We start from the raw sequence: 14,660 nt of genomic DNA on the forward strand, positions 1-14,660 counted from the left end.
GCCGGATTACTGCGTTCTTTGCGTTCCAAGTAGGAGATTCGTACGGCACTTCTGATCTGATCGTCACGCCGCAACTCAGTAACCGTGCGTCTTCTTGGGTAACGCGAAATTGGATCCGGAAATCAACGCCCCGGCCCCCTCGGCGGCAAGAGCGTGCAAGACTTCATACGGCCGCGAAGTCAGGAAGGCGGCGCTCGGACCAAGCCTTCAGTCCTTCCTGAGCATCGGCGCAAGAGAGACTTTTAAAGAACCTCGCGTTGATCTCTGCGGGATCGGCGGTGCCTCGGCAAATTGAATTGAGCGACGCCTTGAGGCCGCGGAGCGAAGCCGGAGAACGCTGAGCGAGCATTCCGGCAACGACCTCCAATCGCGCTTCGAACCTCTCGGGCGCACAGGTTTCGGTGAGAAAGCCGATCCGCAACATCGTGGCGGTGTCAATCTGCTCCCCCATTAGAAACAACCGCTTGGCCTCGGGCAAGCCGAGCCTCTCTACGTATCGGCGGAGACCGGAATGGTAGTACTGGATGCCTAGCCGTGCAGGAGACATCTGCAAACGACAACCTTCGACCCCGATGCGGAAGTCGCACGCGAGCGCGAAGTCGGTGGCTCCCCCGTAGACATTCCCATTAAGCCCGCACACCGTCGGGATCGGCAACGCTTCGAGCAAATCGCACATAGCCGCAAACGCGGCGGTGCACTCCACCGCTCGCTCGCTTGACAGCGTGTCGAGATCAAATCCCGCGCTGAAGCTCGGCCCGCTAGCCGTGAGGATTAGAACCCGCAGCCCCTTGTGTCCCGCCAATTCTCTTAGCATCGCCGAAAGCGCTTCGATGTCCGCCGGCTCGAACCGATTGTGCTGCTGCGGCCTGTTCAAAAGGATCCACGCGCTCGTTTCAGACACACGCAACGTCGGCAGTCCCGACCGCTCAACTGCTTTCTCCTGATCCATAGGTGTTTTATTGTTATTAAAAAAATATCTGTCAAGATGGAAATGTCCGGGCTTACTGCCAGGGTCGCTTTCATGGGGAGATGGTCGTGGATTCCGCTTTGCTGACCAAGAAGCCATACCGAACAGAGGAGATCGCGCAGTGGATTCGCCACGAGATCGAGTCAGGCGCCTTTCCGCCAGGCTCGCGTTTGGAGGAGCGGCCACTCTCGGAACGGTTCGGCGTCTCGAAAACGCCGGTGCGCGAGGCCCTTATCCAGCTTTCTTCGATCGGCCTGGTTGAGTTGCGTCAGCGTCGTGGCGCTATCGTTACGCTGCTTAGTGTCGAGCAGGTGATCTCGATGTTCGAGGTCATGACCGAGCTCGAAAGCATGGCGGCCAGGCTCGCCGCGTCGCGGATCTCGCCTGACCACCGGGAGGAGCTGGCCGAGATTCACCGGCGCAGCGCGGCATTCATTCCGACCCAAGATTTCGAGAAGTACGACGCGATCAACAGGGAATTTCACGAGCTGATCTATCGCTGTTCGTGCAACGATTATCTCGAAACGAGCATCAAGGACGTCCGCGGTCGCTTACGCGTGTATCGTAGGTACCCCTTTCAGAAGCCAGGTCGCATCCGCCGCTCGTTCGCTGATCACGCCCAGATCCTCGAGGCCATATTGAGGGGCGACGAGGAGACGGCCGGGAGCGCGATGCGAGATCACATCAGCGTTGGCGGCCGCGTGTTCGCAGACCTAATTGTCGAAATGGGACGGCGCTCCTGACAAAGGACTGATCTGGAGGCCTAACAGCTCAACCCGCTGATTAGAATGGGGTCACCTCCGAGCTGCATTGAATCAAGTGTGGGCCAGCTTTCATCACCTCTCGACGCACAGCTACGTAAGGTGGCGTCACAACGCTGAGTGCAAGTGGACGCACCGACGAAAAGCTGCATGAAGCGCCTCGCGCGCCGCAAAAGCCCCGAACCGTGTGTAGCCCCTCCTGGCGGGAGAGGGCCGACTCGATCTCTGACAAATCCATTGCGGAAAGTTCGGCTTATTCCCTTCCCTTTGAGGACGCACACAAGGCTGCCACCAAAGCTGTCATATTGTTTTCCTCTTGAAAGATATTTTTTTTGATCGTATTAAAACATCAAAATTCGTTGAGAAGGCAATTAGGGGCTGCCCCACCACCTAGCGCGGGTTGCGCCCCGGAGACCCAAAACGAAGACGGCTCAAATCATGACTGATGCAAATTTCTACCGGTTGTTCGAGACCTGGCTGCAGCTGGAGCCAACCGGCGCGGTCTTCGAGCTCGAGACCGGCCAGACGCTCACGCGTGAATGGCTTCACGTCCTGTCAGGACGTTATGCGAATGCATTGCGGCGATCCGGATGCGCAACCGGTGATCGCGTCGCGGTCCAACTGGAAAAGTCGGCGCACGCGTTCGCCCTGTACCTCGCCTGCTTGCGTGCAGGATTTTGCTATTTGCCGATGAACACCGCCTACCGGCCAGCCGAATTGGCTTATCTCCTGCAGGATGCTCAGCCGGCGGTATTCTTCACTGGGCTAACCGCGGAAGCTCCTGCGGCGGAGATCGTGCCAGCGACAACGAAGGCCTTCACCTTCGGTCCACAAGGAGAAGGGACGTTCGCGGCTATCGTTGAGTTGGTAGATTCAACATACCGGACGATCGAGCTGACTGAAAGCGCCCCGGCCGCGCTTCTCTATACGTCCGGTACCACCGGACGCCCTAAAGGTGCTCTCATCAGCCATGGTGCGCTCTCGTACTCTGCGCAGACCTTGAGCGAGCTCTGGGGCTTCTCCGCATCGGACGTTCTCCTCCACACTCTGCCGATCTTCCACAGCCACGGACTTTTCATTTCGTTCAACGTAGCTCTGGCAAGCGGCGCGCGGCTGCTTCTTCAAAGCAAGTTCGATGCTGCCGACGTACTCAAGGCCCTTCCGCGTTCGACCGTATTCATGGGCGTGCCGACCTATTACCATCGATTGTTGTCGAGCCCGTTACTAAACAGTGATAGGTGCAGACGAGTTCGGCTGTTCGTATCGGGGTCCGCACCTCTTTCCGCGGATGTGCATGGCCAATTCGAAGCCCGCACCGGTCATCGTATTCTGGAACGTTATGGTTCGACGGAAGCAATGATCCTCTGCTCGAATCCCTTGGAAGGCGAGCGCAAGCCAAGTTCAGTAGGGCTTCCGATTCCTGGAGTCGATCTGCGCATCAGTGCAAGTAGCGATGAGGTTTTGAAAGCGGGAACTATCGGAATGATTCAAGCGCGAGGGCCAGGCCTGTTTTCCGGTTACTGGAATAGGCCGGACCAGACCCGCGAGGAATTCACAGCCGACGGCTTCTTCCGCACTGGCGATCTGGGATTTGTCGATGACCAAGGATACGTATCGATCACCGGCCGAGCCAAGGATCTCATTATCAGCGGCGGCTACAATGTCTATCCCGCCGAGATAGAAGCAGTGATCGACGAAATGCCCTCTGTTCAAGAGTCAGCAGTCGTCGGTGCCCCGCATCCCGACTTCGGCGAGTGTGTCGTGGCTTTCGTCATCCCTTCAGACAAAGAGCTCCCGCCGGTCGCCGACGAAGTGATTCAGCGTGTCAAGGATCGTCTCGCAAACTACAAGGTCCCTAAGCAGGTGATCGTTGTCAATGAACTGCCGCGGAATACGATGGGCAAGGTTATGAAGAAAGAGCTTCGGAGCTCGCTCGCTGAGCCATCGCGACGCCTCGTCACCGGGGCCCAATAACACACTTCAATCGTTCAGCGCGGTTGGAGCAATCCTGTCTTTAGCTCGTCCAGCAACTCAACTCCGAGGATAATCCGTTGTCCGCCCAATATAGCCCCGCTGACTTTCAGCCTCTCACATTCCACGATGCGGTGCCGGCCTTTAAGGACGGTACGGACAACCCCCGCAAATACCTCGAGAGATGTCTTGAAACCATCGAGACCCGCGAACCAGTTGTCCGAGCTTGGGTCGAGATGAACATCCCGGCATCGAGATCCGCTGCCGATGCCTCGACGAAGCGGTATCAGGCCGGACGTGAGCTATCGACCATCGATGGTATGCCAGTCGGCATAAAAGACATGCTGATGACTAAAGACATGCCCACTCGCATGGGCTCGCCCTTATTCGAAGGCAATTACACCAAACAGGATTCTGCTTGCGTACAAGCACTCAGGGCAGCCGGCGCTATTGTCCTCGGAAAGACGGTTACAACCGAGCTCGGTATGTCTCACCCGGGACCGACCACCAACCCGTTTGATCCGCTTCGTACCCCAGGGGGATCATCCAGCGGGTCCGCGGCGGTGGTTGGTGCCCGCATGGTCCCTGCGGCGATCGGAACACAGGTCGTCGGCTCAGTGATCAGGCCGGCGAGCTTTTGTGCGAACTACGCGATTAAGCCCACTCTCGGCGCTCTTAATCGCGGGGAGCGGCTGGGTTTCAGCCAGAGCCATATAGGCATTCATGCTGGCGATCTTCAGGATATGTGGCAAGTTTCGATAGAAGTCGCCAAGAGGTCGGGAGGAGACCCCGGTTTTCCGGGCCTCTACGGCGGAACAGTGCTCCACGCCGCGGCGCGCCCAGCGAGGCTCATTGTGATGGAAGCGGAAGGAGCGCCAGAGCTGGATGAAGCCACTAAGGGAGCATTCGATCGTCTTCTGTCGGATCTCCACCGCGCCGGCGTCGAGATTATCGGCAGAACAGATCACCCACTCGTGGAGGCTTTTGAGCAGGCAATTGGCGAGTCTCTGGCGATAAGTCGGGACGTTTGCGCATACGAAATGCGTTGGTCGCTTGAGAACCTTCTCGAACAGTTCGGTGGAGGCTTGAGCGAGAGCCTTAGGTCGCGTCTCGATATCGCACGCAAGATGACGCTCGATGACTACCGTCTGGTACTCTCAAAACGTGACGCGGCAAGAGCAGCCCACCACGCAATCTCGAACGTCGCCGATGCCATCATTTCTCCGTCTTCCGTCGGTCCCGCGCCAAATTTGAACAATAAGGGCGTTGATTCCGGTGTCATACACACGACCGGCTTGCCAAACTACAATGCCGTGACCTCTGTGCTTGGTGCTCCAACCATCACAATGCCACTCCTCGCTATCCATGAGCTTCCCGTCGGGGTTCAGGTGATAGGGCAGCAGCATACAGACGACGGTCTAGCGGGAATTGCTCGATGGATAAGCCAGACCATTCACGAGCGGCCCGTATGAGCTCCAATGCTCTTTTAAAAGGCGGCTGACGAGGCGAGAACGCGGTGGACGGTTCGCGAGGCGCGAGCTGCCGGAGTTGATGGACCATGCATCCAGTTGGCGGCAAGAAGCGCGAAACGGCTTTTGCGCTTGGAGACCCTGCGCCGAGCCCGTCGAGATCGGATGAGGCCGACCTTGTAGTCACGCCCATTTCAACCGGCCGAGACCCGGTGCCAAGAAGAAGGCGGGTCCTAAGTCAGTCCATGCTGGGCGACACACTGCTGCAGCGCGCAAGTATTGAATGCACGCCACAAGCGTCCTTGCATAGTGATTCCTACTGCCTGAAAATGATCCTCCATCGGCGGCACAGGTCGATTTTGAGAGGGGTGAGGGTCACCTAGCCCGGTCCTCTGGATTCCTGCACTAACGAACAAAAATAGCTGAATTTCTGCGCCACTTCGTCATGTCCGCTGCAGGTTAGTACGGCTGTTCCGTCTACAAAGAGTTATCCAAACGCGGAGATTGCAAATGAAGGTCGGTGTTCCCAAGGAAATCAAGACACACGAATATCGCGTGGGTCTGACGCCTGGAGCCGTCCGCGAGTATGTTGCCGCCGGTCATAGCGTAGCGGTTGAGACGAATGCAGGGGCTGGCATTGGTGCAACAGACGAAACCTATCGCAAGGCTGGAGCAACGATCCTAGGCTCCGCTCGCGAGGTATTTGGGGCGAGCGAACTGATCGTGAAGGTCAAGGAGCCCCAGCCTTCCGAATGGACCCAGTTGCGAGAGAATCAGATTCTGTTCACGTATCTCCACTTGGCGCCCGACCCTGAGCAAGCGAAGGGCCTCTTGAAATCTGGATGTACCGCAATCGCCTACGAAACGGTCACTGATGCATATGGCGGACTTCCATTGCTTGCGCCCATGAGTGAGGTTGCAGGTAGACTTTCGATTGAGGCAGCCGGTGCGGCGCTGAAGCGGTATGCAGGCGGTCGCGGGCTGTTGATCGGCGGTGTGCCTGGTGTTCAGGCGGCGCGCATTGTGGTGATCGGAGGCGGTGTTGTCGGCACCCACGCAGCTCGAATGGCGGTTGGCTTGGGAGCCGAGGTTACAATCCTTGATAGATCGATTCCCCGGCTTCGTGAACTTGATGAACTGTTCGAAGGGCGGGCTCGTACTAGATTCTCGACCATAGATGCTGTTGAGGAAGAGGTCTTTGCTGCGGACGTCGTAATCGGAGCTGTGCTGGTTCCCGGAGCGAGCGCGCCGAAGCTCGTCAGCCGCAAGATGTTGAGCTCGATGCGAAAGGGCTCGGTGATCGTTGACGTTGCGATTGATCAGGGCGGGTGCTTCGAAACGTCTCGTCCAACCACACACGCCGATCCAACCTATGAGGTAGATGGGGTCATTCACTACTGCGTCGCCAATATGCCCGGGGCTGTCCCGCTCACCTCGAGCCAGGCTCTGAATAACGCCACGCTGCCCTTTGGACTGGCTCTCGCCAACAAGGGATTTGCAGCCGTGCTCGAGAACCAGCATCTGCGAGCGGGCCTCAATGTCTATCGTGGCCGTCTAACTTACAAGGCCGTGGCCGAGAGTCTCGGCCTGCCATACTCACCGATCGATCAGGCTGCGGCCTGATCCCCGAGGCCTCCCATGGGGGCATTTCCTCCCTGACTTGGCGGGCCACTCCTTCGGGGGTGGCCCCTTTTTTTGTCGAAGCCGTCAACCGTGAGCTCCGGAATCATCCGTTGTCGCCTTGCCACGTTTAGCCATCAACTCGTTGACCTCGCGCGTGTGCTCGCGGGCGTTCGTCGACGCAAACGCTCGGCGACCGCGGCACGAAGGTGATCAGGGGCTGCAGGCAACGGAACGACCGGCGAGCCTTCAGCCTCTTTACCCGACCGATGCCGGGGCACGGCAGACAAACTAGCTTGGCAAGCGCAACAGACGCCCGTCAAGAACGCCAGGCCGGAAGGGAAGAGATCATCCGCCAGATTGCCGAGCAAACCGACCTGTTCATCCAGAGTCACAACTTCGGCGATCTCAGGCGACATAATGGCCAGCAGCGCCCGACTCTACCGACAACGAATGGATGTTGCTGGTCAGTGATTATACGGTTCGAGCGTAATTTTCCCTGCTCGTCCTCCGAGCTCACCAGACCGAAATTCGTCAAGCGCAACGACCGAGTTGCCAACGGTAAGGAGATCCTTTTGAGGCACGCGGATCAAGCGAAGTTGCGCGGCCACTCCAATGAACAGTCGTAACTATCTGGACCGGTGGCGCCAACCGAACTCACACTGGACATCAGATCCGGATGCAGGCGTCTAGCTACGGGCGCCTTTGCGCAAATGCGGCGCTGTCGTGCGGCCTGTCTGCGTTGGGCTCAGGCATGCCTTGCTTCTCAGCTCCAAGCAGTCCCTGGGCGCGGCATGACGTCCTTCGCGGCCCGTTCACGTTCATCTTCCCTCCGGCGCACCGATCCGAACGGACGCTCGAGCATGCGGCGAACCCGCATGGGCTGAGGACCAATGTGGAAAGCCGCCGCCGCTTCATCCAGAGCGCGCTCTGACTTAGTCGAGCGATTGCGCTGCCGCAGATAATCAAGCCACGTCGGGCAGTGATAGCGCTCGGTCCAAAGCTCGGGATCGGCGACGTCGCGCGCGATGGACCACCCATAAGCACCGCTGCGCTGGCGAAACAGCTGTACATCCTGCATCACATTGTGAAACGCGCGCGCATCCTCCGAGGCGATACGATATTCGATTTCGACCACAAGCGGCCCACTGCGTGCGGAAAGTGCAACACGCACCTCGGGATCGGCCAACATCTCGGCATCTTCCTCACGAGTACTTACGCGTGGCATGCGTAGCCAGAACCCCAAGAGCGGGGAGGCTAACATTAGACCGGCCGATATCAGAAGCGTGGTCTGCACACCAGTGGCGTCAGCCAGAGAGCCCCACACCCAACTGCCAACAGCAATCCCACCCGATCCCGCCGCCTGATAGGCTGCAAGCGCGCGCCCCGCGACCCAGCGCGGCGCCGATAGCTGGACCCCAATGTTGAACAACGCCCATGCGATCATCCACACAGCTCCGGCGAGGAACAACGCAATGGCCGTTAATATCGGCTCGCGGCTCAGCGCGACCGCGGTGATCGCGCCGCCCATCGAAAGCGCACAGGCACGGATTGCCGCTTCGCCGCTCAGGCGTTTACGCACCTGCGTAATATTAAGCGCGCCAATCACAGCGCCTAGACCAAAGGCACTGAGCATGGTCCCATAAGTCTGTGCGCCACCTTGCAGCAGATCGCGAGCGACGAGAGGCATAAGCGCGACGATCCCTCCGCCGATCACGCCCGTCACCATGGTGCGACCGAGCACGACCTTGATAGAGGGCGAGTTAACGATGTAGCGGATCCCGGTAACGATAGCGCGATTCAGCGTCTCGGGAGGTAGATGCGAGGGTTCGGGGATGCGCTTCCACAGAAATAGCGCCAACATCAGCGGCAGATAGAGCAGCGCATTGACGGCGAACGAAGCGGCCGCGCCAGCGGTGGCAACGAGGATACCGCCGATCGCGGGGCCCACGCTGCGAGCAATATTGTAACTGATACTGTTCAGCGCGATGGCCGCGGGGAGCGTTTTTAGAGGAACTTGCTCACTGACCGAGGACTGCCAAGCTGGATCCATCAGCGCCATTCCGCTGCCGACGACGAAACACAGGGCCAGCAACATGTTCGGCGTGACTAGGCCGACCCACGCCAACGTCGTCAGCGCGGTCGCGCCAGCGAACGAAATCGCAACGGAGATGAGGGTTACCACGCGACGGTCGTACATATCGGCGATCGCGCCGGCAGGCACCGATATCAGCATGACTGGTAGCAATAGAGCAGTCTGCACCAGCGCCACTTTATCTGCCGACGAGGTCATCTGCGTCATCGCCCAAGCTGCTCCAACGCTCCGGATTAGAGCCCCGAGATTGGCGAGCACGCTCGCAATCCAGATGCGCCGAAACGTGACATGCTGGAGCGGTGCGGTGATCCCGTCGGCGCGGAAGATGCGCGAGTTCCGCGAATCAGTCATCTCGTGCCTGCTGCGCGTCTGGGGGCTGGTCGGATGAGGGGCGTTCTAAGCTCAGATATATTCGGCGCTGGCAACGACTGACCTAATACGGTCAGCTCAAATGCAACGAGCTTCCACGCGACAAGACGGTCCTGAGATCGCTTGGAAACCCGGTCCTTGGGACATTGCGCGCAAGCCGCACCGAGTCGTTGCAAGCGGGACAAGCACCAGGCCAGTTGCCATGTCAATTTGTTTGAGGTCGCGGAAAGCTCGCGGAGTTCCGCCAGACTCCCCGGCCAGCTCTTAGCGTCAGCTCGGAGATGTTCTGATCTCAGCGATCTCGATGTCGCATGCTGTGATGATCGAACACGAGGGCAGAGGAGCGGGACGTTCGAGCGAGGCCACACTAGCTCGTCTACCGTACCGTCGTTAAATCTCCACCGCGTTCTTTCAATTTGCATCGTCTCGCCAGAGCGAACGTATCAAGCCACCGCATGAGACGTCTTATCGGTAAAGCTGCAATTGCCTTCAAAAAGCTGAAACAACTTCAGCTAAGGGCTTGGCAGATTCATAAAATAGTGGATCAACGGTGAGGTTTTTGAGCATTGTATGCGAATGCGTGAGGAAAAAATGCGCGGCATGGGAACGATGCGAGGGCTGCTCAGTCTTCGTCCGGCATCTCGATCGGAACGGCGAAACCGGTTTTTACCCGGTCCATTATAACCATCGTCTTGAAACCCTTGATGTCCGGGTTCTCATAGAAGAACCGTCGAGTGAACTGCTCATATTCCTCCATGCTACGGGCGGTAAGGTAGAGAACAAAGTCAGCATCGCCGGTTACGTAAAATCCGTTCACGACTTCAGCTGACGACTTGATAGCTTTCTTGAACCTGTCGATGATGTCTGAACGCTCGCGCTCCAGGCTCACTAGGACGAGCATCTGGATCGGTCGTCCGACCGCCCTTGCCGAGACGATCGAGACATCGGCCTCGATGATACCTTCTGAGCGAAGTCGCTTTAGCCTGCGTTGACACGCGGTAGCAGACAGCCCAGCCATCTCGCCGATCACCTCGGACGTCAGGCGGTTGTTCTTCTGCACAATCTCGAGGATGCGCGCGTCTATCCGGTCGTATCGCATGTTTAAGCTCCAGCCCTCAGGTGTATTCCGTCTCCGAACGCACGTCCGTTGCAGGAAATCGTTAGCGCATCGAAGAAATGCGCCGCAAATCTCTTGAGATTACCAGTATCCTGAATGCACAACAAATTTCAACAATTGACGGTGTCGGACCCGCAAATGGCCCTTCAAACTCTTCGGCAGGAAAATCGCGAGTTGGTCGGTCTTGCTAAGGAGCGTCTGCAGACTTTGCGCAAAGAGTTTGTGGCAGGGGCTGCGCTGCTGGACGGCCGGTGGATTTCGGGCCACCGAAGAGACGTCGTCGTCGATCCGGCGACCGGCGAACAGATTGCAGAGGTTGCGCGTTGCAGCGCGGCTGACATGAATGCCGCGATCGCGGCGGCTGACCGGTCTTTCTCGGCGTGGCGCGAATTGTTGCCAGCAAAACGGGGGGCGATCCTTCGGTCTTGGGCGTCCTTAATACTCGAACATGCTGATGAACTCGCTGTCGTCGTCACGAGCGAGCAGGGTAAGCCTCTTGCGGAGGCGCGGCATGAAATCCAGTACGGGGCAGGATTTCTTGAGTGGTTCGCAGCCGAAGGAGAACGAGCGTACGGAGAGACCATCCCAAGCCACAAGCCCGGCAGTCTCCTTCACGTCCGAATGCAGCCAATTGGTGTTGCGGCTGCGATTACGCCTTGGAATTTCCCTGTCGCCATGATTACGCGAAAAGCCGGGGCCGCGCTCGCCGCTGGCTGCCCCATCATTGTAAAGCCTGCTCCAGAGACACCGCTCTCTGCGCTCGCCATTGCGCGGTTGGCCGAACAGGCCGGACTCCCTGCCGGCGTGTTTCAAGTTCTGGTGGGCGATCCAATCGAACTGGCGACGCCTCTATTGCACGATACGAGAGTGCGGGCCCTGTCGTTCACAGGTTCTACAGAGGTCGGCCGCCATCTCCTTCAAGGGGCGGCGGACACGGTGAAGAAGGTCTCGATGGAATTAGGCGGCCATGCCCCGTTTATCATCTTTGATGACGTGGACCTCAAGAAGGCAGTTAAGGGCGCGATGGCCGCCAAATTCGCGACGTCAGGTCAGGACTGTCTGGCAGCTAACCGCATCTACGTTCAAAAGGGCACCTATAGGGCCTTTGTCGAGGCGTTTGCTGCAGAAATGGCTCGACTGCGAGTCGGTCATGGACTGGACCCGACAACAGATATCGGGCCTATGACCAAGCTATCTGTTGCCAACAAGTGCAGGGCCCAAGTCGATGATGCGGTGAAAAAGGGAGCCACCGTTGTGTCGGCCCATCAGGGCGCCACTGCCGGCCCCAACTTCGTTCCTCCGACACTGCTCACTGAAGTTTCCGAGAATATGCTCATTGCCTCTGAGGAAACATTTGGCCCAATCGCAGCAGTCCTTCCGTTTGACACCGAAGAAGAGGTCGTCGCTAGAGCCAACGCCAGCGAAATGGGCTTAGCCGGGTACGTCTACACCGACAGCTTGCGTCGGGCGCTTCGGGCTTCTGAGCGGCTCGAGTGCGGTATGGTCGGCATCAACACAGCCTCATTCACAGGGCCACCTATTCCGTTCGGCGGCTGGAAGCAATCTGGCCTTGGTCGAGAAGGCTCGCGACACGGCTTAGCCGAATTTATGGAACTCAAGTACGTCTGTTTCGGCGATCTGGCATCTTAGGAGAAGTGACATGATTGATATCAAGGCCATCGCCGAACGAGATCGCTCCAGTGTTCTGCATCCTTTCACTCACCTCAAGGACTTCGCCAGCGGCAAAATGGGCGATCCCACGATCGTTACGGGCGGCAAAGGTATTCGCATAAACGACGCCGAGGGTCGAAACTACATCGACGGCTTTGCGGGGCTGTACTGCGTCAACATCGGTTACGGTCGGACCGAAGTCGCAGAAGCTATTGCGCGGCAGGCATATCAATTGGCTTACTACCACACGTACGCGGCGCACACGACGGAAGAGCTGGCGACTCTTTCGGATCGTCTCGTGCGAATGGCACCGGGCAAGCCAAGCAAAGTCTTCTACGGGCTGTCCGGATCGGACGCTAACGAAACGCAAGCAAAGCTCGTCTGGTACTACAACAATCTACGCGGCCAGCCCAGGAAGAAGAAGATTATCTCGCGCGAGCGAGGGTACCATGGTTGCTCGGTTATTTCTGGTTCGATGACCGGCATGTCATTTTACCACGATCACATGGATCTTCCTTTCCCTGGTATTCTGCACACTGGAACGCCGCATCATTATTGGGGTGCTGAGCCGGGCGAGACGGAAGAGGCCTTTTCTCGCCGGCGTGCAGCGGAGCTTGAACAACTAATCTTGCGAGAGGGTCCAGAGACAGTCGGCGGCTTCATCGCAGAGCCGGTGCTCGGCACGGGCGGTATTACGCCGCCTCCTGCTGGGTACTGGCAAGAAATCCAAACCGTGCTCAGTCGCTACGACGTTCTTCTGATCGCTGACGAGGTTATCTGTGGGTTTGGCCGAACCGGTGCCGACTTCGGCAGCACACTCTATGGAATCGAGCCAGATCTGGTGACTGTGGCCAAGGGGCTGACCTCCGGATATGTACCACTCTCTGCCGCCATTGTCGGCGAGAAGGTATATAAGGTGATGGAAGAAGGAGCCGATCGCGTTGGGGCTTTTTCGCATGGATATACGTACTCCGGCCATCCGATTGCGGCCGCAGCAGCAAATGCAGTTCTCGACATTGTTGAGAAAGAGGCGCTAAGCGACCGCGCTAAGACCGTCGGCACGCACTTGCAACGACGGCTTAAGGAGCGGTTTGCGCAGCTCGAGATCGTTGGAGAAGTCAGAGGCGTAGGCTTGCTTGGCGCTGTGGAATTTGTCGCGGATCGTCAGACCAAACGGAGATTTGATCCGGAGCTAAAAGTAGGTGCTCGCATTTCAAAGGCTGCCCGTGATCGAGGACTTATCGCGCGAGCGATGCCGCACGGAGACATACTTGGTTTTGCTCCACCGCTCGTTGTGTCCGAGGCAGAGATCGATGAAATAGTCGATCTTGCATATCAGGCGACCAAGCAAGTAATGGACGAACTTACAAAGGAATCGGGTCTGTCTTGAGAAGTGGGCAGCATGTGCTGCATGAGCGTCGTCGGGAACTTACTACTAGCGCCAGGCGTCAGACATGATCACGGAAGCGCAGCCGAGACGCAAAACTGGTTAATGACTGAAGCAAGGAGCATAAGCGCCTGCGCGGCGTCCCGCGTTAAGCGTCGCGCCAACATATCAACGCACCGGCCCCATTGCATTTGCTGACCACCGTCTCTTCGCGATCGCATCTGCTGCACTTCCAAAAGTCGATGGGATCGTCATTTTTGCAGCGAATTCCTGGTTACTTAGCGAGTGGGGGACATGATAGGCTCGTCACCCACGCGGATGGCTCGCTTTTATTCGTTCGATCCGACGCAGCTGCTAATGAGGGTCGAGTCCGGCGAGTGATCTTCACCTCGGCTGCAATCGTCTCCAGGCCACATTCGATTGACCGAAGGTCTTTTCCGGCAAGGTTCACAAATCATTTGAAATTTGACGGTGTGCGCGCTTCACCAACCTGATATGGTTCGCCGCGCTTTCGAATGGCTTCAGACCAGCCGGGGTGCAGCGCGGCGTCACAGCTTGGGTTCGAGCAGCCTGTGACAAATTGCGGCGCTAAATGTCACGAACTGAATGTGCCCGCCCGGGGCGACAGCCCTCTCTTAATCGTCTTGACGCGGGATGCGACGGTCGAGGGCGAGGGCCGCCTGTGCTTCGCGCGTATAAATGGTCTATTTCCGCGCCGAGTGAGCGCGTGCGATTGGAATGGCGCTGACGTCTATCGGCATGCATCTGGGCAGCCGCAAGGCGAAGTCCGCCGGGTGCGGGAAAGCCGGATGCCCGGTTCTGTGAGGACAAAGCAGTCACTCAGCTACTTGACGAAGATCGCGAATACCTCGCCCCATCTTGCAGGCGGAACGACATACATCATTAGATCCGTGAGGAGCTTGCTTTCGGGTACATCCGAAGAGCGATTGAGGAAACCTAAAGTGAGTATCCAATCCGCTTTGGAACGGCAGAGATGTTCTATACTGGCCTCAAGAAAAGGCGGGCTGAAACCCTCACTAAAGATAAACAGCGGTGCTTTTGTTCGCCAAGAAGAGCCGGCTCCGCAAATTTGAACAGGTCGATAAGTGGAGTTTCTGCCTGACAGCGGGCACGCTGATGCCTGCGAATCAGGAGCGACGATGAGCAGACGAGCACGCCGGAACCACACACCGGCCTTCAAGGCGAAGGTGGCGCTTGCCGCCGTCAAGGGCG

At 57.9% G+C, this 14,660-nt stretch carries 10 protein-coding genes; 6 read left to right on the plus strand and 4 right to left on the minus strand.

The genetic code is table 11. The features are described from left to right. Nucleotides 1-163: 163 nt before the first annotated feature. Nucleotides 164-949 carry an enoyl-CoA hydratase/isomerase family protein gene (locus ABIB73_RS35985; RefSeq protein ID WP_354232025.1) on the minus strand — a complete coding sequence of 262 codons (786 nt, stop codon included), beginning with the start codon at nucleotides 947-949 and terminating at the stop codon, nucleotides 164-166. Between the two features lie 86 nt (nucleotides 950-1,035). Here ABIB73_RS35985 and ABIB73_RS35990 point away from each other — a divergent pair, with 86 nt between their 5' ends. The 4 genes from ABIB73_RS35990 (at nucleotide 1,036) to ald (ending at nucleotide 6,791) form a co-directional block, all read left to right on the plus strand. After that, a complete protein-coding gene (locus tag ABIB73_RS35990; protein WP_354232027.1) occupies nucleotides 1,036-1,710 on the plus strand; it encodes a GntR family transcriptional regulator in 675 nt (224 codons plus the stop codon). Nucleotides 1,711-2,166: 456 nt separating this feature from the next. After that, on the plus strand, nucleotides 2,167-3,702 hold the full coding sequence (locus ABIB73_RS35995) for an AMP-binding protein (protein ID WP_354232029.1): 1,536 nt from the start codon (nucleotides 2,167-2,169) through the stop codon (nucleotides 3,700-3,702). A gap of 77 nt (nucleotides 3,703-3,779) precedes the next feature. Then, nucleotides 3,780-5,171 carry an amidase gene (locus ABIB73_RS36000; RefSeq protein WP_354232031.1) on the plus strand — a complete coding sequence of 464 codons (1,392 nt, stop codon included), beginning with the start codon at nucleotides 3,780-3,782 and terminating at the stop codon, nucleotides 5,169-5,171. Between the two features lie 507 nt (nucleotides 5,172-5,678). After that, entirely contained in the window at nucleotides 5,679-6,791 is a 1,113-nt protein-coding gene (ald, locus tag ABIB73_RS36005) for an alanine dehydrogenase (protein ID WP_354232033.1), read from the plus strand. A 763-nt stretch (nucleotides 6,792-7,554) separates the two neighbouring features. Here the strand turns inward: ald and ABIB73_RS36010 are convergent. Both ABIB73_RS36010 and ABIB73_RS36015 read right to left on the minus strand, forming a co-directional pair. Further along, entirely contained in the window at nucleotides 7,555-9,234 is a 1,680-nt protein-coding gene (locus ABIB73_RS36010; protein ID WP_354232035.1) for an MFS transporter, read from the minus strand. A gap of 640 nt (nucleotides 9,235-9,874) precedes the next feature. Beyond that, nucleotides 9,875-10,351 (minus strand): Lrp/AsnC family transcriptional regulator, encoded by a 477-nt coding sequence (locus ABIB73_RS36015; protein ID WP_231144083.1) that lies wholly within the window; start codon nucleotides 10,349-10,351, stop codon nucleotides 9,875-9,877. A gap of 156 nt (nucleotides 10,352-10,507) precedes the next feature. On the opposite strand from ABIB73_RS36015, the gene ABIB73_RS36020 reads away from it, so the two are divergent. Then, nucleotides 10,508-12,019, plus strand: coding sequence for an NAD-dependent succinate-semialdehyde dehydrogenase (locus ABIB73_RS36020; protein ID WP_502918482.1), 1,512 nt, complete (start codon nucleotides 10,508-10,510; stop codon nucleotides 12,017-12,019). Between the two features lie 10 nt (nucleotides 12,020-12,029). Beyond that, nucleotides 12,030-13,430, plus strand: coding sequence for an aminotransferase (locus ABIB73_RS36025; RefSeq protein WP_354232037.1), 1,401 nt, complete (start codon nucleotides 12,030-12,032; stop codon nucleotides 13,428-13,430). Between the two features lie 841 nt (nucleotides 13,431-14,271). On the opposite strand, the gene ABIB73_RS36030 is transcribed toward ABIB73_RS36025, so the two are convergent. Then, a partial coding sequence (locus ABIB73_RS36030; RefSeq protein WP_354232049.1) for a hypothetical protein occupies nucleotides 14,272-14,660 on the minus strand: 389 nt, incomplete at its 5' end.

The sequence above is a fragment of the Bradyrhizobium sp. F1.4.3 genome, from assembly GCF_040548375.1.
GTDB lineage: Bacteria > Pseudomonadota > Alphaproteobacteria > Rhizobiales > Xanthobacteraceae > Bradyrhizobium.